The organism is Paenibacillus pinistramenti (assembly GCF_005869875.1).
In the GTDB taxonomy this organism is placed as follows: domain Bacteria; phylum Bacillota; class Bacilli; order Paenibacillales; family Paenibacillaceae; genus Fontibacillus; species Fontibacillus pinistramenti.
The window spans coordinates 84,738-105,745 of sequence record NZ_VAWG01000009.1; the positions used below are offsets into that span (position 1 = coordinate 84,738).

Below are 21,008 nucleotides of genomic sequence, written 5' to 3' on the forward strand. Positions count from 1 at the left end.
ATGAAAAATAATATGAAAAATTACTATACTATGAAAAATTACTATATCCATTCGAAAAAAGGAGCCCCTTATGCATAAAATTCTGCTGCTGCACGGTTATCACAAAACGCCTAAGGATATGCAGGTGCTGGGCCGGAATCTGTCGCTGCTTGGGTTCGAGTGCGAATCGGTTCGCCTTCCTTTAACTTTTCAAACGATTGAAGCCTGTGCCGAGCTGTTTGCCGGAGTCTTCGAGCGATATACGGAGCGGCTTGCTCCCGGCGAAAAAGTCTCCCTGGCGGGGCACAGCAGCGGCGGTCTGGTGATCCGGCAGTTCCTGGCCGAATCCCCTCTCGCCTCCCGCGTCCACCGGGCGGTGCTGATCGGAACCCCGAACAGTGGCACCGTACTTGCGGATATAGCCGCCAAATACGTCAAGCCTTATGTCCGGCTGTTTAAAACGATGCAGTCGCTGCAGAGCAGCCGGTTTGCCGGACTGCCGGCTCCTCCCGTTGAGACCGGGGCCATCGCCGGCAGCCGGAACGATCTGCTGCTGGGAAGACTCCTCAGTCCCGAAAGCGACGGGCGGGTGGAGATCAGCTCCGTGCAGATCGAAGGGCTTACGGATTTTTTGATCCTGCCCTACAACCATCTGCAGATTCATTACGAGATGGAGACGGCGGCAGCTGTGGCGCGGTTTATCAGGACCGGAAGGTTTGCGGATTAAGGCAGGGCCTGCTATAAAAATCTTTACATAGGCCCTTCCCTTACGTTATCCTATTTATCTGCTGGACCTCGGTTCATATAGAATGTCAGGATTATTAGTCTGGATCATTAGGATAGATCATTAGCTTGAATCACTAACTAGAAGCATCAGCTAAAAGCATAGCTCGATAGAAATGGAGTAAACCTGCTCATGAAGAATACACTCGCTACGAATCAGACAGCTCACCGAGCACAAGAAGAAGCCCCTAAGTCCCGCAGCAAGAACCTGCAGCCTTCAAAGACAAGTTTGCAGGAACGGAATAAAGAGCAGGGCAGCCTTCGAACGAGTGCTGCGCTGCTGCTGACAGGCATTATCTTGATCGCCGCCAATCTGCGTACGCCGCTGACGTCCCTCAGTCCCCTGCTGGACATGATCCGGGTGGATATTCCGATCTCCAGCACGCTTGCCGGATTTCTTACAACACTACCGCTGCTCGCCTTTGCGGGCCTGTCTCCCTTTGTGCCAAGGCTGGCGCGGCAGTACGGCATGGCGAACACCCTGTTCGCCGCCCTCCTCGTCCTGCTTGCAGGCAGCCTGGTCCGGCAGGGCGGCAGCGCTGCTTCACTGCTGCTTGGCACGGTGTTAACAGGTCTCGGCATTGCCGCCGGCAACGTCATGCTCCCGGCCCTGATCAAGGAGAACTTCCCGCTGCGCCTCGGCCTCATCACCGGCATCTATTCGATCTCGATGAATCTGTTTGCCGCCATCGCTTCCGCTGCCAGCGTGCCTGTCGCCCGGAGCACCGGACTGGCCTGGCGAGGCACCATGCTGGCCATCTCGCTGCTCGCGCTGCTGGCCGTCCTGTTCTGGATACCGCAGCTGAAGCGCAAGGACAAGCCGGGAACAGGCGCCGCAGCCCATGTCTCCGGAAGTCCAGACAAGAGCCGGCTGTCTGCGGCCGCCGGATCTTCCGGAGGCATTTCCGCAAGCGCCGCTTCGCCGGCAGCCGCTCGCTCGGCTTCCCGCCCCGGACGCAGCGTCTGGCGCTCCGGCATGGCATGGAGCATCACGCTGTTTATGGGCGTGCAGTCGTTTATTTTCTACATCTTTATCGCGTGGCTGCCGGACATGCTTGTGGATCAGGGCTTGACCCATGATCAAGCGGGCTATATGCTCTCCCTGCTTCAGGCCGGCCAGCTTCCGTTCACGCTGATCATCCCGATCGCCGCGGCCAAAATGAGAAGCCAGCTGGGGATCATGGCCGCAAGCTGCTGCCTGTATGTTATCGGCTTCGCCGGAGTGCTGCTGGCGGACGGCCATCTCGCCGTCCTGTCCGTCTCCGTCATCCTGCTCGGCGTGGCCGGAGGCACCTGCTTCAGCCTGGCCATGATGTTCTTCAGCCTGCGGACGCGCACGGCGCAGGAGGCCTCGGAAATCTCGGGCATGGCCCAGTCGGTCGGCTACCTGCTGGCCGCGGCCGGCCCGTTCCTGTTCGGCGCCCTGCATGACGCAGCGGATTCCTGGAAAGTGCCGATGCTGCTGCTGTTCGCCGCCGCGGCCGTGCTGATTCTTTCCGGGATTGCGCCGTCTAAAGGAAAGAGCTATGTCTTTCCGACCACAAAGAATTAAATACAGAGCTGGCCCCCGGATTCCCGGAGGCCAGCTCTATTTTTTTATACAGCGCCATTCCCTCATTCCCAACTTCCTCAGCTGCTTCAGCTGCCTGAGCAGAGCCGGGCTTATCCCAGATTAATCTCCCGGATCTTCTCCAGCGGCACCTTCGGCTTCCGGTCCTCGGTCAAGAGGCCGTTGACCTCCTGCTGCACATCCGTAATCTGCGTGTAGCAGTAGCCTGAAATGTAAGGCGTGGCCTTGATCGCCCCGGTTATGCTGCTGAACCGCTCCAGAAAAGCTTCCTCGGAAGCAACCTGGTTGCCGTAGCCCCACCCTTTGTCCGTCTGGAACGCAATGCCGCCGAATTCGCTGATGATGACCGGCTGGCCTTTATAGCCATATCCTTCGGCAAACGCATGCTTCCAGTTGTTGAAGGACACGCCGTTGTTCACCACCGCGTCTTTGTCCTTATACATCTCCAGGAAAGCTTCGCCGCGTTCCACGTAATCGTGCAGCGTCAAAATATCAGACACGGTATGCTCCCAGCCGTCGTTCGTCACCACTGGGCGGTAGGGATCCATCGCTTTGGTCAAATGATAAATCGCTTCCGTAAATTTCTGCTGCTTCACCTCACGGCCGATCTGCGGCACGCCCCAGGATTCGTTAAACGGCACCCAGGTAATGATGCAGGGATGATTGTACTGCTGCGGCACGATCTCCAGCCATTCCCGCGTGAACCGCGCTACGGCTTCATCATTGAACTCATAGGTCGCGGCCATTTCAGACCAGACCAGCATGCCTTTCACATCACACCAGTACAGGAAGCGCTGGTCCTCTATTTTCATATGCTTGCGCAGCCCGTTATACCCCATCGCCGCAATGGCATCAATATCTTCAATGAGCGCTTCTTCAGAGGGAGGCGTCAAATGGCTGTCCGCCCAGTAGCCCTGATCCAGGATCAGCCGCTGGTACAGCGGGCCGTTGTTCAGCAGGATCTGGCCGTTCTCGATGGAGATTTTGCGCATGCCGAAATAAGAAGCCGCCCGGTCAATCTCCTGCTCTCCTTCATACAGCACAAATTCCACGTCGTATAAATTCGGTTGCTGCGGCGACCATAAGCTCTGCTTCCACGGCCCTCCCGCCTCATGCAGTACGCTGGTTTCTACCGTCAGCCAGTCCCGGTCCACGGAGAGGCTGACCGTCCTGACCGGCTGATCTTTGAGCGAGATTTCCGCTTCGAGCCTCAGATCCTTTTTCCCCGCCAGACCCTCCATTTGAAAATCAAACCGGATCATCTGCCGGTCAATATCCGGCGTCATCTTGACGCTGCCGATGCGGGTCTCGCTGACCTGCTCGATCCAGACGCTCTTCCAGATGCCTGTCGTCTGCACGTAAAAGCATTCGAAATTCTCGTTAATCCACCGCTGCTTGCCTCTCGGCTGCGTGCAGCTCTGGCTGTCCTCGACCTTCAGCACAATTTCGTTGTCGTCGTCCGCCTTCAGATGAGGGGTAATATCAAAGCTGAACGCGGCATATCCGCCCTCATGCTCCCCCGCGTGCACGCCGTTTACCCAGCAGACTGCCCTGTAGTCCACCCCTTCAAAGTGCAGAATCGTGCGCTTGCCTTCCGCTCCCGGCGGAAGCGTAATCCGCCTGCGGTACCACACCTGCGGATGCAGCTTCTCCTCGCCAATGCCGCTGGCCTGCGTTTCGTAAGTAAACGGGACGTTGATAGTCCGGCCCTCCGGGAACTGGATCATCCACTGTGCAGCGTCTCCAGCCCTTTCATCGTCAAAGCTGAAATCCCATTCTCCGTTGAGATCCACCCACAGCTGACGGACAAACTGCGGTCTGGGATAATTTTTAATGTAGGATTTAGTGGTCATGGTATCTGTCCTCTCTCCAGGAATTAACGTTATAAGGGCAATGTATTCAGAGCAATGTATTCGGAACAATCCCGCAAATGGGCGGCCCGGTCAAAGCCTGCTTGTATAAGATTTATCCTCTGGTCAGCCCTTTAGTTTCCTCTCCGGTCTCCTCTCCGGTCTTCCCGCCGCTTTCCCCGGACTCATGATCCACAGGCTGAACCCGGTCACAGCCAGCAGGGCAAGCGCCAGGATGAAGGCTTCGCCAGGCGGAAGCAGCAGGCCGTAAGACCGCTGGCTGGCGGCCGCAGCGAAGATCAGCATGTTGCTCAGCAGCAGAAACCAGAGGACGTTCCGGCCCATGACTTCCAGGGGCTGAAGCAGGTAAAACGGATGGGCTGAGCGCTCCATCCAGCGGTCCTGAAACCGCCCCAGCACCCTCGCAAGCAGGTAATAGCCGTAGAGCACGAGAGCAGGGCCGATAATCCACCATAAGGACGGCGGAAAACGCTCCGGCAGTACGCCGCCCTCCCCCGGCGCCAGCCATTTCCAGACAAAACAGGCCGAGGCGGCCGCCGCGCCTGCAAGCACCCGCCAGTCCCAGCCGATCCGGTATTTGGCGAACAGCATGCCGAGCAGATAATAAGGAAAATACTGCACCGCCGGGAAAGAGGCGAAGTCCCGCGTCCCGATCAGCGGCCCTAACTTGACGGCATGAATGGCGCCGTAAGGAATATAAGTGGCAGCCAGCAGCAGGGCAGCGGCCAGAAAGCCGGCCGCCTTCCGCCTTACCGCCCATTTCAGCGGTACAAAGAGCACCAGTCCGGCCAGCGTCAGGTAAGCGAAGGAGATGAGAAATTCCGACCAGCCCGGCATTTCCTCCACCAGCAGAACCGGCCGGATCCCTGCCCAGGACAGGGGCCTGCCGTCGATAAACAGCCGGTAAGCGAGGCCGGACAGCCAGAAGGCGACCAGCATCTTGAAGGCAGTCAGCAGCATGCGCGGCGCGGCGCGCCGGAAGCTTTTGCTGTAATAGGCCAGCTGGGAGGCATAACCAAAACTGAAGACAAAGCCGGAGAACGTGATCAGATTGATGATGTCAATCCAGCGCTGCCCGGCCGGATACACCTGCTGGTCGCTGAAGAACTGCAGGCAGTGGCAGTACACCATGCCGGCTACCAGCAGGCCTTTAAACAGATCGATCGATCTGTCGCGTCTCCGCTCTGCGGTAACTGAAGCGGAAGCCTGCAGCGGCGATGGCAGCACCCGGGAAGAACTCAGCGCCGGCTCAAGCGGCACCGTTCCCGGCACCAAATTCAGCTCCGGCCCGCTCATCCTTTGATCCCCGACATGCTGATGCCTTTGACAATCTGCCGTTCAAAGATAACGAACAAGATGATGATCGGAATGGACGAGATCGCATTGATGACCATCGGCTTCACGTAATCCTCGGAATATTGGCTCATCAGCGTCGGAATGCCCATTGGCAGCGTGAACAGATTGTCATCTGTAATGGACAGGAACGGCCACAGGAAATTGTTCCAAGAGCCGATAAACGTCAGAATCGCCATCGAGGCAAGCGCCGGCTTGGTCAGCGGCAGCATGACCTGGCTGAAGATCCGCCATGTTCCTCCCCCGTCGATCTGCACACTTTCGAGCAGGTCCGCAGGAATGCCGTCGAAGAAGCTTTTTAACACAATGACCGCTACCGGGGAAGCAAGCGCCGGAATAATCAGTCCCTGATAGGAATTAAGCAGGCTCATATCCTTGGCCACCTGATAGAGCGGGATAATTGTCGCTTCGCCCGGAATAAGCAGCCCCGCCAGAATCAGGAAGAAGGTCAAGGTCCGGTAACGGAAAGGAAGCTTCGAGAGCGCAAATCCGGCCAGAGCGGCAAACAGCACGGTAAACAGCGTCACGACCACCGCCACCAGCAGGCTGTTGATGATCCAGTTCGAAAGCTTGGTTCCGGTAAGTATTTCATCATAGACTGCAAAAGAGTAAGGCGGCTTGAACCAGTCAAGCACATTGATGATCTTCATGCCCTCTTCCTTGATGGAGACCACCAGCATCCACACCAGCGGAGCCGCGAATACGACAGCCATGAATAATGAAACAATACGGTACACCCATTTCATCGCACATCGGCTCCTTTCCGGTTATTGAGCCAATACTGCAGAGCGGACAAGATCAGCAGGACAACAAACAGCAGATAGGACATGGTAGCGGCATAGCCGAGATCATTTTTCTTGAAGCCCGTCTGGTAGATGAGCTGGATGATCGGCCGGGTCTGGTCCAGCGGACCGCCGCCCGTAATAATATAAATCTGCATAAACACCTTAAAGGAAGCAATGATCTGCAGCATGGTGATCGTGCGCGTGATCGGCCCCAGGTAAGGCAGCGTTATTTTCCAGAACATCTGGCGGTCATTCGCTCCATCCAGCTTGGCGGCATCATAGATCTCCTCCGGAATCTCCTGAATGGCCGACAGGTGCAGAATAAAGTTGAAGCCGACAGTCCACCACAGCGTCAGAACGGTGATGGCTACCCAGGCCAGCCCGGTTTCGGTCAACCAGAACAGCTCCTGATCCCCCGGCAGCAGACCGATCCAGTGCATGACCGAATTTAACAGGCCGGTATACGGCTGGAAGACAAACAAGCCCAGGTAGGAGGCCACTGCCACTGACAGCACGCTCGGAATAAAGAAGATGCTCCGGTAAAATTTCTGCAGCACGGATCTGCGGTTGGCAATCAGCGCCAGCGTAATCGACAGCACAACCATGGTCGGTGTTGTGAAAACAACAAAAATAGCGGAGTGCCACAGTGCCGCCCAGACCTCCCGGTCCTTCAGCACTTCCCGGTAATGATCCCAGCCGATGTAGCTCATCTTGCGGATCAGGGTCCATTTGTAGAACGTCATTTCAACGCCTTTAATCATCGGCCAGATCGTAAACAAGCCGTATACCGCCAGGAAAGGCAGCAGGAACAGCAGCGCCTGAAGGTCTGCTTTTCCTTTCTTCATCTTCATGCTCGGTCCACCCCCGTATTCGAACGATCCGAAGGCCCGCTGGTCAGGTACGATTAGGTACAAGCGCATTCTCCGCTAACCTTGCGGGCCCCGGCATTCCTGACTGTTATCAAACTGGGATCTTAGTCGTTCAGTTCCTTCTGCACGCCTTCCTGCATTTTGTCCATAGCCTCCGCCGGCGTCATTTTATCGGCCCACACCTCGTTCAGGAATTTAAAGGAGACGTTGTCGCGGATCTGCCAGTTCTTGGTCGACGGCTTGTTGAACTTCACCGTGCTGGCTACGACCGCATAATCGCTGCGGTAAGGCATCGCTTTGTATTCTTCCTTCTCAAGAACAGAAGGTTTGGAAGGAATATGCCCGGCTTTGGCCCAGATTTGGCCGTTGTCGGCGATCCAGTTGGCGAACGTGATGGCCGCTTTGCGTTTATCCGGGTCTTCCTTCTTCGTTACCGGCAAAATAATCGTGTGGGAATCGCCCCAGGTCGCTTCCTGATCGAAGATCTTCGGAATCGGCATCGCGCCGAATTCTAATCCTTTTGTGGTTTCCCAGGTGCCGGTTGCCCAAACACCGGTCATCATGATGGCGGCTGTGCCGCTTTGGAAATTTTTATAAAAGTCGGGGTCATTTTTCTTGATGTAGCCCTGCTTATACAGGTTCTGGATGTATTCGGCCGCTTTGATGCCCTTCTCTTTGTCAACAGCTGCCGTCTTCAAATCATCTGCAACCAGGTCGTTGCCGCCAAGCTGAGAATACAAGGCCCACCAGAAGCGGTAAGGATCGTCATTGGAGTTGGAGAGCGCAAATGGAGTCACTTTGGCAGGAAGCTTCTCTTTAAGCGTCTTGAGGAAGGTCATGAATCCGTCGGCCGACTGTTCGAGCACCGGCTTGCCGTCCGCACCAAGCAGTCCGGCTTCCTTCAGCAGCTTTGTGTTGTAGAACATGATGAATGGGTGGGTATCAATCGGTACTGCATAGTGTTTGCCGTCTACAATCGTGGCGTTCAGCAGGTTCTGGTTGAAGGTGCTCCAGTCCACGCCTGCGTCTGCTGCCGTATCGTCAAGCTCGGTCACGACGCCCTGATCAATGAGGTCAGGAAGGCGGGAGGTATGGGAAATGCCGACATCCGGCCCATTGCCGTTCCCTACGGCAGTAATCAGCTTGGTGTAATACTCGCCCCAGGCCAGCTTGGTGTTCTTCACTTGAATGTCAGGGTGTGTCTTGTTGAATTCATCCACCATGGCCTGCATGTTGTCTCCGTCACCGCCGTCAAACAGCGTCCAGAAGGACAGTGTGACCTGCTTGCCGCTGCCTCCGCTGTCAGTGCTGGAAGAATTGCCTGAGCCCGTATCTCCGGAAGCATTCCCTCCGTCCCCGGAGTTCCCCGCGTTCCCGGAGCTGTTTGTGGAGCCTGCCCCGTTTCCGCTGCCGCCGTTAGCCGAATTCCCTCCTCCGCTGCTGCCGCAAGCGCTCAAAATAACGGAAAATGACAGCAGCATTGTCAACACCAAATAACCGATGCTTCTCTTCTTCATCCGTGTCTCCCCTTTAATGGAAAAGTGAAAGATACAAACATCAAAATGGTTTTATTACATGATTTTTGTATCTTTGAGGTGATTATAGGGCCATAAAGATTCTTTGTCAACGCTTTCAAACAAATATTTTGTAATTAAAAAGATTAAAAAAGGCTGTTAGCTACAGTTTTCCTGCAACTAACAGCCTGACGGCTCCTGCTATTCGGTCTCTTCCTCAGGGATGAAGTGGACCTTCATCGCAATATTCTGCTCGTGATCGCCAAACTGCTTGCCAAACAAATTAATGCCCCCCTGATGCACCGCATCGGGCTTAATGCCGATTCTTAAACGCACCTTGGGGCTCTGCTCCAGATTCAGCTGGCTGAGATTCACGGATGACACCTTCTCCATATCCAGCGTCGTCTTCTCGCGGTCGATTTTCCAGGTCTTAAGCAGCCCGTACTGGGTCGCCCAATCCAGCCACCACGCCGGATTCAGCTTGCCCCTGCGGTCGCCGAAGTCCCCCGGGCTGGTCCACATGCCGATCTCCACCCCGTTGATCCATACCGTAATATCAGATGGCCAGTTATTGTCATAATTCGGCGCCTCCGAGCAGATCTCCATCGACAGCTCCAGCGATTCAATCCGCGATCCTCCAGGAATCTCCATCGGCAGCAAATATTCTACATACCCCTTGCGGAACCAGATCAGCTGCGCGCTGATGTGCTTCGGATGATAGAAGCTGGCCGGCTCGTCCTCGCGGATGATCATCCCTTCGGCATTGGCCATGCCGCAGGTCGGCACCACCTCGCAGTCGCTGTAATGGCCGATCGGCACATCCACCTCGTACACCCGGATATCGCCCTTGGGAATGGACTTCTCCTGATTCAGAGCGATATGAATATCATCATAATTCCGGCTGCACACCTTCATCGCCCCTCTGGACGCCGGGAGCAGCTCCGTATTTATTAATTTGGCCGCTTCAAGGATCCTGATATTATTGGCTACCGTGGACACAGGAAGCTTGAGCTGCTCGGAAATTTCAATCACATTCAAATTCTTCGTTACCAGCAGGCGGAGAATGTCCACCCTTGAACGCGTCGATAATGCATGCGCCACCGTCACCAGCTTCTCCGGATCATCAAAATTAAGCTCTAACACGACTTTGCACTCCTCTTGGCCCAGACATCTGCTGCTTCACTTCTATGACCATAATACTACTTCATTCCCGCCGATAAAATCAATAATTCGGTAATAAAATGAACTTTTTGTATCAATCCACCCTATCTGACACCTTCTTTAAATTCTTTTGATCGAAAAAAATTTACTATCCGGCGCGGAGCAGTTCCACATCTGCTGTAAAAATAGAAGAAGCCTCCTCTATAAGAAGGCTCTTGAAACTTCTATTCTCTTAAAACTTCTATTCTTCAGTTTGGTAAGAGACGAAGACTCCATTTTCAAAAGTGAGATCAACAGACAAATCCGGATCCATCTCGTAAACCCAGGTTGTCAAATTCTCTCCGCTGCTGTAGGTTCGGTCAGGCTTGTACCAGGACAGCTCAACCATTTTTGCAGTCATGCCAGGTTCAAGCTTGTTATTCTCAATAAGCTGCCAGTATTTAGGGGAGAAAGAATACGTTTGATAAGGGTTGGCAGTCAAAAACGTAGTTTGAAAATCTTCGGTATGAAGATCTTTAATCTTATACGTCTTATTTTGATAGGTAAAATAAACATCCAGCCAGCCGGAAATAAGAGCAGCATTCTCAATTTTCAGAAGGGTTACCTGCGCCATATTTTTAATCGTTTGGGTTGGGGTCCCGTCCAGCAGGGTAACCTCTTCATTTATAAACTTATGAATCCACGCGGTCTTGCCTAAATAGGTCCGATAAGTTTCGTAGGCGCTGTTAATGTCAACCATTATCTTCTTGGCTGCTGTTGTAAGGGTCACCGCCCTGAGCGGACGCTGCTTTCCATCCAGTGAGGTATTATAATCCGCCGTTACACTTATTTGAAAGGCATCCTTCAGCACCTGAAGCGGAAGCATCAGCTTGCCCCCGACCGCCTGCGGCGGAACTGCATAGAACTTCTTAATGCCATTCACCCAAATATATCTATCGTTCATTTGAGCACTGATCTTGGTTTGTCCGCTTGCAATGCGAATCGCTCCGGTCCCGCTGTTAACCTGCAGCTGAACGCCCATTTCCTTGAATAATTCAGCGGCGGGCAGCAGCGTAGTGCCTTTGAGAATGACGCCTTTTTCCTTCAGTTCAACAATGGGGAGATTGGGCGCCGCCGGGTTGCTATCCTGGTCCGACTGCACCAAAGCCCGGCTGATCAAGTCCTTAATAATGCCTGATTTCACTTCCGCTCCTGTGGCGTCGGTATTCGCTGCTATCACTGCCAGCCTCTGGCAGCACCCCAGAAGAAGCCTCCTCCGCAAATTGAGCCGCTCCCTCCGTAATGATATAGTCAAATATAATAGAACTACCATCTATCAACGAAACAGGAGGCTAACATGAAACTATTTCAGTGGAAAAGGGAAGACGGCGCCAAGCAGCTGGGCCTTGTGCAGGATGGGCAGCATCTGGATTTATCCGCCATCGCCCATGACGTTCACCAGCCGGTTCCGAACACAATAGATGAGCTGATCTCCTTAGGAGAGGAAGGGTTGCAGTCCATAAAATCCGCGCTGCGGGAGATTGCCGGCCGGGAGCCGCATTATCTCCTGGAGGAAGCGGAGATTCAGTACCTGCCTGCCGTGAACCAGCCCGAGAAGATCATTTGTGTCGGCCTCAACTACCTTCCGCACATTCAGGAATCCAAAATGGAGATCCCGGGATTCCCGGTTCTCTTCAGCAAATTTGGCAACGCCCTGGCTGCCCATAGAGAGCCGATAAAGCTGCTGCCGGCTGCCGAGCAGGTTGATTATGAAGCGGAGCTCGTCATTATAATCGGCAAAGAAGCCCGAAACCTCTCGCCCGCGGAGGCTTTGGACTATGTCTACGGCTATACGATCGGGAACGATCTCTCCGCACGGGACCTGCAAATGAGAACGAGCCAATGGCTCCTCGGCAAATCGCCGGATCAGTTTGCCCCAACAGGCCCTTATCTCGTTACGAGTGCAGACATCAGCCCGTCGGAGCTGGATATTTCCTGCACGGTTAACGGCTCTGTGCGGCAGGCTTCCAATACGCGGAACATGATTTTTAACTGCGAGTATTTAATCAGCTATATCTCCTCTCATCTGACGCTCAAGCCGGGCGACCTGATCTTCACCGGAACTCCGGAAGGGGTCATGCTTGGCGTGCCTGAAGAGGATCAAGAGTGGCTCAAACCGGGAGATGAAGTGGAAGTGCGGATTGAAGGGCTTGGCGTGTTAAAGAATACTTTTATATGATCTAAAGAAGAGGCTCCGAGATATGATCTAAAGAAGGAGCAGTGCTGACTACATCCAATTCAAAACGTTGCGGGCAGGCCTCGGCTTCGTTAGGTGCCGCAGCATGAACAAGGCATTAGCTGATGCCCCAAATGTCCCTGATGTCCCTGCCCCTCCGGATTCCCTTTAAAATCCCTTGCATGCATCGCTCTCATTCGGTGATTCCATCCCGGATACAATAGCTCCCCAATATTCCTCCCAATATTCCTCAAGCTCCTGCTGGAACAAATACTTATCTGGCAGGGTCGTTTGTTGGCTGGGCTTCTTCTTTCAGCTTACTTAAAGTCTGCTTTTTCCTTTAGGTCAGCCTGAAAGATATATTCAGGAATATTGTTCATAATTTTCGGTAATTTATCAGATTGGAAGAAACGCAATTCTTTCATTTCTTCATTCTCTGTATCCGCCTTCCACCATTGATCGTGCATTTAAACACAATCGTCAAATATTCCACTTGATGACCATTGGGATAGATATGTCTCTGATCCTTTCCGCCATAAACCCCAATAATTGATTCTGGATTAACATGCAAACCAGTTTCCTCAAATACTTCTCGAATAACAGCCTCAGCTGGAGTCTCACCAGGTTCTATTGCACCAGCGATTAAACCCCAGTTCTCTTCCCCATGCTTTCTGCCAAAGAGTATTTCCTTATTTTCATTGCGAATGATGCCTACGACTGCAGGCATGAACAATAACTGATTCCCAATCTTTTCTCTTAAATCTTTTTTGCGGGCAGGTTAAATAACGGTTTCCTTGTTTACGCGGCCTCACTGTTTATGGACATTACTAATTCTTAATTGTAAAATCTGCAATCTCCTGCGGTCTTACTGTTTCCAAATAATAATCCTCTGCCTTCCAGTATCTATCTTTAAACTTTTGAATATTGTTCCTTGTATCTGCTGCTTCACGCAGGAATCGAACTTCTCTGGGACAATCCAAATAAATCACATAATCCAAAAATGCTCTCCATTCCGGTCTTTGAAGGAACACCCCTTCTATAATGATCACGCATTGATCAGGTATTCTTACTGTCTTCAAGTACTGCTTATCTAACTCTGGTTCATAATAGTGAAGATTTACCTCGTCATCCTCATGAAGCTTTTCAAATAGCCGTGCTCTTAAGTCGTGGACATTCCATTGGCAATAATAGTACTCCCGCCACTCTTCATTTCCTGTATTGTACCTTTTACTTTTAGTCTCTATATGATCATCTAGATGAAAAATTCTAATCTCTTTAGGGGCTTCCCACCCCTCTTTGAGTAGTGACTTTACATAAGTTGTTTTGCCCGAACGGCTTAATCCGTCTAACCCAATTATTAATCTGTTGGATTGATTCAACTCTAGCAGCTTACGAAAATTGTTTTCCATATCAACCTCGTAAATTATTTTTCATATTCCATCATTCAATCGTGTTTAAAATGCACCTAAATCTCTCTACTCCAGGATATTTCTCCCCTAGACTGGTGATTTCAAAGCCCATCTGCTCATAAAAGCCTACTGCTTCCCTATCTGTCTCCGCAGTCAATTCGCTCGATGTGTTTAGTCTTATGTATTCCATAATCATGGCTCTGCCTATGCCCTGTCTTCTAAAATTACCTTTTATTGCAATATGTTTTATTTCCTTCACTTCTTCCGAAAGATGCAGGATCCCCATCAATCCCACTAAATTGTCGTTAATAAGCATGCCGAATAAATCCCTGTCGTTATCTTCACAGTACTTTAAATATTCGTTCTCTATTCTCTCATCATCCGGCCACATACATTCCGCTAATAAATTTCTTACTTCTTTTTTGTTATGATAATTCTTCAAGTTAATCAGATCCCTCGCCCCTTCCCAGTGACGGCTTTGTAACGGTCTATTCCCGGCCTTTCTTACGATGCAGACAGCTCTTTTACAACTTAATAATTTAAAAAAAGGGAACCCCTGGCCCCCTTAAAAAAACAAAAATCCTTTCTTAGCTGTATTTTTCCGCTTAATATTTACTATTTCATTAACTCCGGCCTTTTCCAATTTCTCGAAGAGAACCTCTGCTCCGCTCTTTAGCTTCAAATCCATTTCTTCTTTATAAAGCGGAATCAAGCCAAGAAAGTGCACATCCCTATCATCTGCCAATCTTAGTGTGAAAAAGCTGTTTACTTCCTCAACCACCGTTGGAAAAGATAGAATCATCCCGGAAAAAGAGGTGTTCGCTGCAAAAGGCTGCGCGGGATCGCCGTTCGGCACCGTGTGCCCCCAATAGAGCCAAGTCTCATATTCGTGAGGCAGCCTGGCAAGCGTTTTCAACCAACGAATCGGCCAGTAGTTCTCTTCAATATCAAATGATTCCTGAGACACCTTCCAATCAGCTGGAAGACAGATCATTAGCTCTGCAAATTTATAATCCTCTGCCCCTTCAGGAACCGTCATTGGCAGATTGCTCATGCCGCAAGTTACAAAGGTATAATAATTTCTTTCCTTTGATGGATTCACGACAAGAATGTCTAGATGGATGAGATCCGAGATGATTTCATGAAGTACATAGTCTATGGGACCAATGTGTTGCTCTACATGCTTGGAAATGGCAGTCAAGGCCGCTTCATTCTCAACAGCAAATTCAAACTCTCTTGTTCGTTCTGTATGACGATAAATCGGTTGTCCAGACTCCGAGAATTCGTTACTCATTTTTCCTCCGTTACCTTTTTTTATTTAATAGTAACATTGCATAGTTATTTTTAAAATAGAGGATTATGGCGGTTAGTAAATAAACGGTCACCGAATTGATAAAGCGACTATCTGAGAAAGATCAAATTGCTAAAACAATTCTTTAAACTTTTCTCTATATTAAATTAGGCAGTGTATGCAAACCATTCAATAAGGTTAAACATGACTGCCGGTTAGCAACCAACCCGTTATGATAAATTGGCCTGTTCCTTCATGGCTTTTTTATCGCTGGCTTCCATTATGTTATGGCTTGCTTAGGTTTGCATACAGGCCCTAGAAAAATATGCACTATTTTGTAGGGGAGAGGTAAAAGTGAAAAAGAAATTATTATGATAATTTCACATAACGTTCTCAGAGTTCACGAACTCGAAAGGCTTAAGGTAGCTCAGGTTCCGTGCGGCTCCGCCGCTTAGCCTTGCAGGTTAATTGCCTATTCCACTTCCTGACTTCATAACTTCTGGCACTCCAAAGGCCTACGGCACGCTGCGCGAAAACAATGTTATCCGATGCTGCTGACTTCTTGATTCAACTTTCATATATTCTTGATGCTTCCATTAATTTATTATTCATTTCTAGATCTTCCAATACTCTTTGAATATCTCTTTCCGAATAACTCCTTACTATTATCATATGTCCTATATGTAGTCCTGGTGTATTTCAATCCAATTCCATTCCGTTGGATCTTCTACAACTTAATCATCAAATTTTCAGCTTACTAGTCTCGGTATTGAGCCATCTTTTGGCGCCATTGGATTTGCATTCTTTCTTGTTTATCTCTCAGCGATTTCGCATAACGTCCCTGTATTCCCAAAACGACCCAGCCTTTAGATAACTCTTATCTTAGGCTGGGTCATTTGTTGTCTGAGTGTTCTTCCATGATTATACATCTGACGGACCAAGGAGTGGTAGTCACAGCGTGAATATAATCAAGTCTCCAACTCTATTTGTTGCTTTGGTATAAAAACTCTACTTCACCATCTAGCAAATATCGATATTCAAATAATTGCATTGTTCTTTGCCTAATTCTCTCCTTTATAACCCTGCCTAAGCTTACCGATCCTTGTGAGCCAAGGTAACCATTATTAATAAATGTCTTCTCTACAAATTCTGTTTCTCCTAAGTGATACTGTAACCATTCTTTCTGCGATTTAATTAGCGCTTCTCTTGGTTCTCTATCCAGCTTAGAAAGAAGCGTTTGATAGATTTGATTCAACTCTTTATCCCAAATCTCTGCATATTTGCTTTCCAACGCTCCCCATTCTAATGTTGTAATAGTCTCTTTGGAATTTTGAAATTCATTAAATTCTACTTCATAATCATGATCTATAGGATTTCTGAGCATTTCATCATAAAATTCTCCTTTCAAATCATAGTCCCCAATGCTCATGGATAACACTTCATTATTTGAAGAACCTGATTGACCTGATTTCGTTTCGCTGCTCAAGGCAGTCGAATGATTAATATTTTGGCAGGATGAACACACTATCGTAATAAAAAATAATAAGAGTATCTTACCTTTCATAAATGATCTCCTTAAATATTATCTTTAATAAAATGTATAGTCTCTCTTCTGAATAAACTTGCCCATATAATCTAGTGGTTTATCATATTGTAGTAAAGATATTGCTTCGTCGAATACTTCTTAATCGACTTCACGAATTAAGGCTTCAAGAATACCTTCATTCTCTTCAACCCCACCGCCGGACAATTTATGATAGTTATTCTTTGAAACAAATAATAGAGCAACTTGATTAAACTGATTTATAACTATGGTTTTACCCAAATTGCAGACATTTCGCCTAACGTTTGGATATTCACGAACCCGAGAGGTTTAAGGCGACCGAAGGGAGACGGGGCGAAGACTTAGCCTCGCAGGGTTGTCTGGCTGCTCCCACTTCCCCGACTACTCCTCTCCAGACCGAGGGCGTCATCCCGAAGCGTGAACACGGTGTTGTGTTATATGACGTCTCTGACTTCCGAATTACTATCAAACTTTCATTCTAAAAATTACACCCATCTATAGTATTTGTAAGCTCTGACCATCGGGCCGACAATAACTTTGCATAATCAAGAGTATTCAACCCGTATTGCCCCAAGGCATATCCGTCATTGACCTCTATTAATAACGTTTCTCCTTTATCGGTTAATCCAATATCAACGGCATATCCATTAGGAGCAGACAAATATTGCTTTACTATGCTTTATTTCTAACCACAATTCCAGTAAATTTTTTATCCTCAATAGGTTTAATAAAGACATTCCAGTTTTCTGGATTATTAGCTATGGTACTTAATCGGGATTTCCAAACACGTCTACCAAGATATCCAGTAACCTCTTCCGGATAATCAATTTCTGGCGCAATAACATCAAACTTTTGAAGCGCTCTCCTGACATCATCAACGAATCCCACAATTATATCTTCACGTTGAAGATCAATTAATTCATCTACATTATAAAAATGCTTCATCTCAAATCCCATTTGCTTAAATCCATCATAAGCAGCATAAAAGTTGTGATTTGCAAATTCATTATCATTAGCTTTTTTTAAATAGATCTTCATTGTAAATCCACCTATCATAATTATTATTTCAGCTTTGCCCTATCTCCACTAATGCAATACAGAGATGTCATATAACGTTCGTATATTCACGACGTCCATCTCCCTTAGATAGCTCCTATCTTAGGGAGATGGATGTGTCCGCAGCATCGGCTTCATGGATCAGCTTTTGCGGACCGAGGGCCAAAGCCCGAAGCGTGAATATGATGGTATAAGATGTTGGCCCCTTCTTGAGTTACTTTCATTATCATTCCTGTTATCCATATAAAAATAATCCTAACGTATAATGTCAGGGCACTTGTTGTTATTTGTATATATCTCCTCTAGGACCTAAGCGTACTACAAATATAACTGATTCATTATTTCTGATTTCATAGATTATTCGATAATTCCCAACACGTAATCTATAATAATTACCATCTTACCCTTCATTTTCTTTATATTCCGAGCTCACGTCGCAAGTCCTCCAAGGATTAAGTTTTACCGCTTTGAAAATCGATTTGCCCTTGCTCAATTGCCTTTAAAATTTGTTCGAGTTCATCATTTGGGACACTCATGATTTGTACCCCCTTCATCGAGATACCCCAGACAAAGCCGATCTTGCGCCAATCTTATAACGTTCCCGTATTCACAAACCCGAGACCTTAAGCCCCTACGGAGGGCGGCCGCGACGCGGTTAGGTTCGCAGGGTTGTCCACCTGATACAATTCTCGAAATGCAATTGGCGGACCAAGGGGCGGCGCCAGCCGACCCGCAGCGCGAATATAATGTTATACGACGGAACTTTGAGATACTCACACGATCACTTTATTTCACTTTCATGAATAACTCCAAACATCCCAGTCATTCCTTCGTGCTTATTAAATCCGTATTTTGTATAGAAAGACTCTTTTCCTTCTGATGCGAATAAGCCTACAAAAGATTTTTCTGGTGCATTTTCCTTTAAGTACTCTGTAATTTCAACCATAATTAGACTACCTAACCCTTTGTTTTGATGTTCCGGATCCACAGCCACGTCTTGAATATAAAAATAAATCTTACCGTCTCCAACTACTCTTCCCATACCTACAATCTCATCTTTAAATTGAATGACAACGCTGAATATTGATTCCTTTAAAGACTCTTCTGCAACATCAAAATTCATATAGTCTTCCCATCCAACAGCTGTACAAAGGTTCTTATATTCCTCGATTGTAGGTATTCTATTTATTGTTTTATATTCGTTCTTAGTCATATAATCTCCTTATAAAATTAATTTCTTATAGGTTACGTTTCCTGCTCCATTGTCATCACCCACTTTAATTATAATCTCTTCGTTCTGTCGTATAACGTTCGTGTATTCACGAACCCGAGAGCCTTAAGCCCCAAAGGGGCGACCGCGACTGCGGTTAGGTTCGCAGGGTTGTTCGCCTGAGCTTTCTTCCTTGCTAATCCCTTCGGGCGAACCAAGGAGCCGCAAGGCTCCGCAACGTGAATACAGTGTTATCAGAAGTTACTGCCTTCCTTGAAATACTCACACATTCTTCTTTCCTGATCCAAAAGCAATTACATAATTATCTGGATCATTAATTGAGAACTCTTTCCATGAGCCCCACTCTAAATCATAAACTTCAGGTTCTTGAACAATTATTGCTCCCTTGCCTTTAAGTTGTTCAAATAAAAAATCTATGTCATCATGCGTATCAACATAAGCGTATGTATCCCATGATTTGTATTGCCCTTTACCAGGTTTGTTTGGAATTACATCAAGCGGGTTGTTTGCTTGAATTAACTTGAATCCTAATCTAAAATCATCTCTTACTGCCCACCAATCTGTTACATCACAACCTAAGACATCTTTATAAAATGCTTTCGAGACTTCTAAATCGGAAACCAATAGTACTTGAACTGAGAATTGGACTTTACTCATTTGATTGCCTCCTAATAATATGGATTTTGAATATGTTTACAGTAATTTCCGATAACGTTCTTGTATTCACGAACCCGAGAGGCTTAAGGCAGCTTGCTGCCGGGTGGCTCCGCCACTTAGCCTCGCAGGGTTGTCTGCCTGACTCCGCTTCCCCGAAATCCCTCTGGCAGACCAAGGGCCGTCAGGCCCGCCGCGTGAATACGGTGTTATACGCTGGTTCGTTCTTCTTCGAGTTTCCCACATTGCTTGTTCCTTTAATGAATTGTACAATTATTTTATAAGTCTTCTCCTTGGAGGTGAGTTACATGAATTGGTCTACCGTTCGAGATAAATATCCAGATAGATGGGTTTTAGTTGAGGCTCTGTCGGCTGAATCTTCTAACCATAAAAGAAGCATTAATAACATGTCAGTTATCTTGGACTTCTTAGATCCAAAAGATGCATGGTCCTCATATAAAAAACTTCACTTATCTGATCCTTCAAGAGAACTTTATGTATTCTATACAGGTAATGAAATTATTGAAGTTATTGAACAACCATTCACAGGAATCAGGGGTCTTCAATGAAAATTGAACTAATCAACGGTCTCCCTATCATCTCCTTCCTCCTGACATACAATAATCAAACGATCCACTCACTTAAATAATGTCCTCTTAGATACGGGTTGTTCCACTACAATCTTTGATACTGATGTCGTTGAACCAATTGGTTTAGACATTGACTTTATTAACGGTAAATCTGTTCGCATGTACGGTGTCGGTGAACAAAGTGAATTATGTTACCAACAAACAATTTCAAATTTGACTATAGACAATCTATTCCTCAATAAATTCTCTATACAACTTGGAATTACAAAAGAATCCTACGGTTTTGAGGCTATACTTGGTGTAGATGTCATGTTCAAATATGGTTTGAAGATAGATTTTGAAAATTTAGAGTTATTAAAATAATCTTTAACGAACTTGCGTATAACGTTCTTGTATTCACGAAACGACCCAGCCCTAGATAGCTCTTATCTTAGGCTGGGTCGTTTGTTGTCTGAGCTTCTTCCACGATTATACATCTGGACAACCGAAGGGCGATAGCCCCATTGCGTGAATACGGTGTTATATGAAGTAGCATGACATCTTGAATTACTTTCAGTAAATCAACTCACAGTCATGATGTTCCCATACATCAAATAAATTTCCATCAAGATCTTCTAGAACAAAGAATTTCCCATACTTTCCTTCATCAACAATATTTCCAACCTTCACATCTTCTGATTTTAAATAGGTATGTAAAGATGTAATATCATTAGTAAAAAAGGTAATAACCCATCTCTTCTTATTATTTATTTCAAATACTGCTCTAGATTCATTATCGCTTTGTATTAAATCAAGGATTGGTCTGTTATCCCTAAACAAACTCAAGTAGTCTTTTCTTTGATTCCTAATATTAAAACCAAAGTGTTTTACAAACCATTCTGCGGAGTTCTTAATATTTTTAACGGGAATGACGTTATAGGCAATTCCCAGTATCTTTCCAACTTCCATGAATATACCTCCTAAATCTGTTCCTTATTATTTCATGCTATTTCATATAACGTTTGGGTATCTACGAACCCGAGAGGCTTAAGGGAGGGTATGCGACCGGGTCCGACGGACTTAGCCTCGCAGGGTTGTGAGCTGAATCCACTTCTCTGACTACTGCCTCATGTG

At 47.8% G+C, this 21,008-nt stretch carries 21 protein-coding genes and 1 pseudogene; 4 read left to right on the top strand and 18 right to left on the bottom strand.

Going from position 1 to position 21,008, the window contains the following annotated elements:
* Nucleotides 1–70 precede the first annotated feature (70 nt).
* Nucleotides 71–706, top strand: coding sequence for an alpha/beta hydrolase (locus tag FCN15_RS12100; protein WP_138495271.1), 636 nt, complete (start codon nt 71–73; stop codon nt 704–706).
* Between the two features lie 189 nt (nt 707–895).
* A complete protein-coding gene (locus FCN15_RS12105; RefSeq protein WP_138495272.1) occupies nt 896–2,314 on the top strand; it encodes a CynX/NimT family MFS transporter in 1,419 nt (472 codons plus the stop codon).
* 110 nt (nt 2,315–2,424) lie between these two features.
* On the opposite strand, the gene FCN15_RS12110 is transcribed toward FCN15_RS12105, so the two are convergent.
* The 7 genes from FCN15_RS12110 to FCN15_RS12140 form a co-directional block, all read right to left on the bottom strand.
* Nucleotides 2,425–4,185, bottom strand: coding sequence for a glycoside hydrolase family 2 protein (locus FCN15_RS12110; RefSeq protein ID WP_138495273.1), 1,761 nt, complete (start codon nt 4,183–4,185; stop codon nt 2,425–2,427).
* Nucleotides 4,186–4,308: 123 nt separating this feature from the next.
* A complete protein-coding gene (locus FCN15_RS12115) occupies nt 4,309–5,499 on the bottom strand; it encodes an acyltransferase family protein (protein WP_138495274.1) in 1,191 nt (396 codons plus the stop codon).
* The gene (locus FCN15_RS12120) at nt 5,496–6,302 is read right to left on the bottom strand and encodes a carbohydrate ABC transporter permease (protein ID WP_138495275.1); all 807 of its coding nucleotides are present in this window, start codon (nt 6,300–6,302) and stop codon (nt 5,496–5,498) included. Before FCN15_RS12120 ends, FCN15_RS12115 begins: the two co-directional genes overlap by 4 nt.
* Nucleotides 6,299–7,192, bottom strand: coding sequence for a carbohydrate ABC transporter permease (locus FCN15_RS12125; protein ID WP_138495276.1), 894 nt, complete (start codon nt 7,190–7,192; stop codon nt 6,299–6,301). The genes FCN15_RS12120 and FCN15_RS12125 overlap by 4 nt, the downstream gene beginning before the upstream one ends.
* Nucleotides 7,193–7,314: 122 nt before the next feature.
* The gene (locus FCN15_RS12130) at nt 7,315–8,727 is read right to left on the bottom strand and encodes an ABC transporter substrate-binding protein (protein WP_238996651.1); all 1,413 of its coding nucleotides are present in this window, start codon (nt 8,725–8,727) and stop codon (nt 7,315–7,317) included.
* Between the two features lie 198 nt (nt 8,728–8,925).
* Nucleotides 8,926–9,867 carry an ArsR/SmtB family transcription factor gene (locus tag FCN15_RS12135; RefSeq protein WP_138495277.1) on the bottom strand — a complete coding sequence of 314 codons (942 nt, stop codon included), beginning with the start codon at nt 9,865–9,867 and terminating at the stop codon, nt 8,926–8,928.
* Nucleotides 9,868–10,126: 259 nt separating this feature from the next.
* On the bottom strand, nt 10,127–11,104 hold the full coding sequence (locus FCN15_RS12140; protein WP_162515351.1) for a copper amine oxidase N-terminal domain-containing protein: 978 nt from the start codon (nt 11,102–11,104) through the stop codon (nt 10,127–10,129).
* 117 nt (nt 11,105–11,221) lie between these two features.
* Between FCN15_RS12140 and FCN15_RS12145 the strand changes: the two genes are divergently transcribed.
* Entirely contained in the window at nt 11,222–12,103 is an 882-nt protein-coding gene (locus FCN15_RS12145) for a fumarylacetoacetate hydrolase family protein (RefSeq protein ID WP_138495279.1), read from the top strand.
* A gap of 418 nt (nt 12,104–12,521) precedes the next feature.
* Here FCN15_RS12145 and FCN15_RS12150 read toward each other — a convergent pair whose 3' ends face one another.
* The 10 genes and pseudogenes from FCN15_RS12150 to FCN15_RS12190 form a co-directional block, all read right to left on the bottom strand.
* Entirely contained in the window at nt 12,522–12,827 is a 306-nt protein-coding gene (locus FCN15_RS12150; protein WP_238996652.1) for an NUDIX domain-containing protein, read from the bottom strand.
* A gap of 100 nt (nt 12,828–12,927) precedes the next feature.
* Entirely contained in the window at nt 12,928–13,509 is a 582-nt protein-coding gene (locus tag FCN15_RS12155; protein ID WP_138495280.1) for a kinase, read from the bottom strand.
* Nucleotides 13,510–13,540: 31 nt separating this feature from the next.
* Nucleotides 13,541–13,951 (bottom strand): GNAT family N-acetyltransferase, encoded by a 411-nt coding sequence (locus FCN15_RS12160; protein WP_238996653.1) that lies wholly within the window; start codon nt 13,949–13,951, stop codon nt 13,541–13,543.
* Nucleotides 13,952–14,074: 123 nt separating this feature from the next.
* Entirely contained in the window at nt 14,075–14,803 is a 729-nt protein-coding gene (locus tag FCN15_RS12165) for a suppressor of fused domain protein (protein WP_138495282.1), read from the bottom strand.
* Between the two features lie 979 nt (nt 14,804–15,782).
* Nucleotides 15,783–16,364: a lysozyme inhibitor LprI family protein gene (locus FCN15_RS12170; RefSeq protein WP_138495283.1), complete on the bottom strand. Its 582-nt coding sequence runs from the start codon at nt 16,362–16,364 to the stop codon at nt 15,783–15,785.
* A 478-nt stretch (nt 16,365–16,842) separates the two neighbouring features.
* Nucleotides 16,843–17,025 carry an ATP-grasp domain-containing protein gene (locus FCN15_RS19480; protein WP_238996654.1) on the bottom strand — a complete coding sequence of 61 codons (183 nt, stop codon included), beginning with the start codon at nt 17,023–17,025 and terminating at the stop codon, nt 16,843–16,845.
* Nucleotides 17,026–17,036: 11 nt separating this feature from the next.
* Nucleotides 17,037–17,402 carry an ATP-grasp domain-containing protein gene (locus FCN15_RS12175; RefSeq protein WP_238996655.1) on the bottom strand — a complete coding sequence of 122 codons (366 nt, stop codon included), beginning with the start codon at nt 17,400–17,402 and terminating at the stop codon, nt 17,037–17,039.
* Nucleotides 17,403–17,703: 301 nt separating this feature from the next.
* Nucleotides 17,704–17,802, bottom strand: a pseudogene (locus tag FCN15_RS19710) (type II toxin-antitoxin system RelE family toxin); the annotation flags it as partial.
* Nucleotides 17,803–18,201: 399 nt separating this feature from the next.
* Entirely contained in the window at nt 18,202–18,633 is a 432-nt protein-coding gene (locus FCN15_RS12185) for a GNAT family N-acetyltransferase (protein ID WP_138495284.1), read from the bottom strand.
* 279 nt (nt 18,634–18,912) lie between these two features.
* A complete protein-coding gene (locus tag FCN15_RS12190; protein WP_138495285.1) occupies nt 18,913–19,308 on the bottom strand; it encodes a VOC family protein in 396 nt (131 codons plus the stop codon).
* Between the two features lie 305 nt (nt 19,309–19,613).
* Between FCN15_RS12190 and FCN15_RS12195 the strand changes: the two genes are divergently transcribed.
* Nucleotides 19,614–19,874: a hypothetical protein gene (locus FCN15_RS12195; protein ID WP_138495286.1), complete on the top strand. Its 261-nt coding sequence runs from the start codon at nt 19,614–19,616 to the stop codon at nt 19,872–19,874.
* Nucleotides 19,875–20,447: 573 nt separating this feature from the next.
* Here the strand turns inward: FCN15_RS12195 and FCN15_RS12205 are convergent.
* The gene (locus FCN15_RS12205) at nt 20,448–20,843 is read right to left on the bottom strand and encodes a VOC family protein (protein ID WP_138495287.1); all 396 of its coding nucleotides are present in this window, start codon (nt 20,841–20,843) and stop codon (nt 20,448–20,450) included.
* Nucleotides 20,844–21,008: the final 165 nt, after the last annotated feature.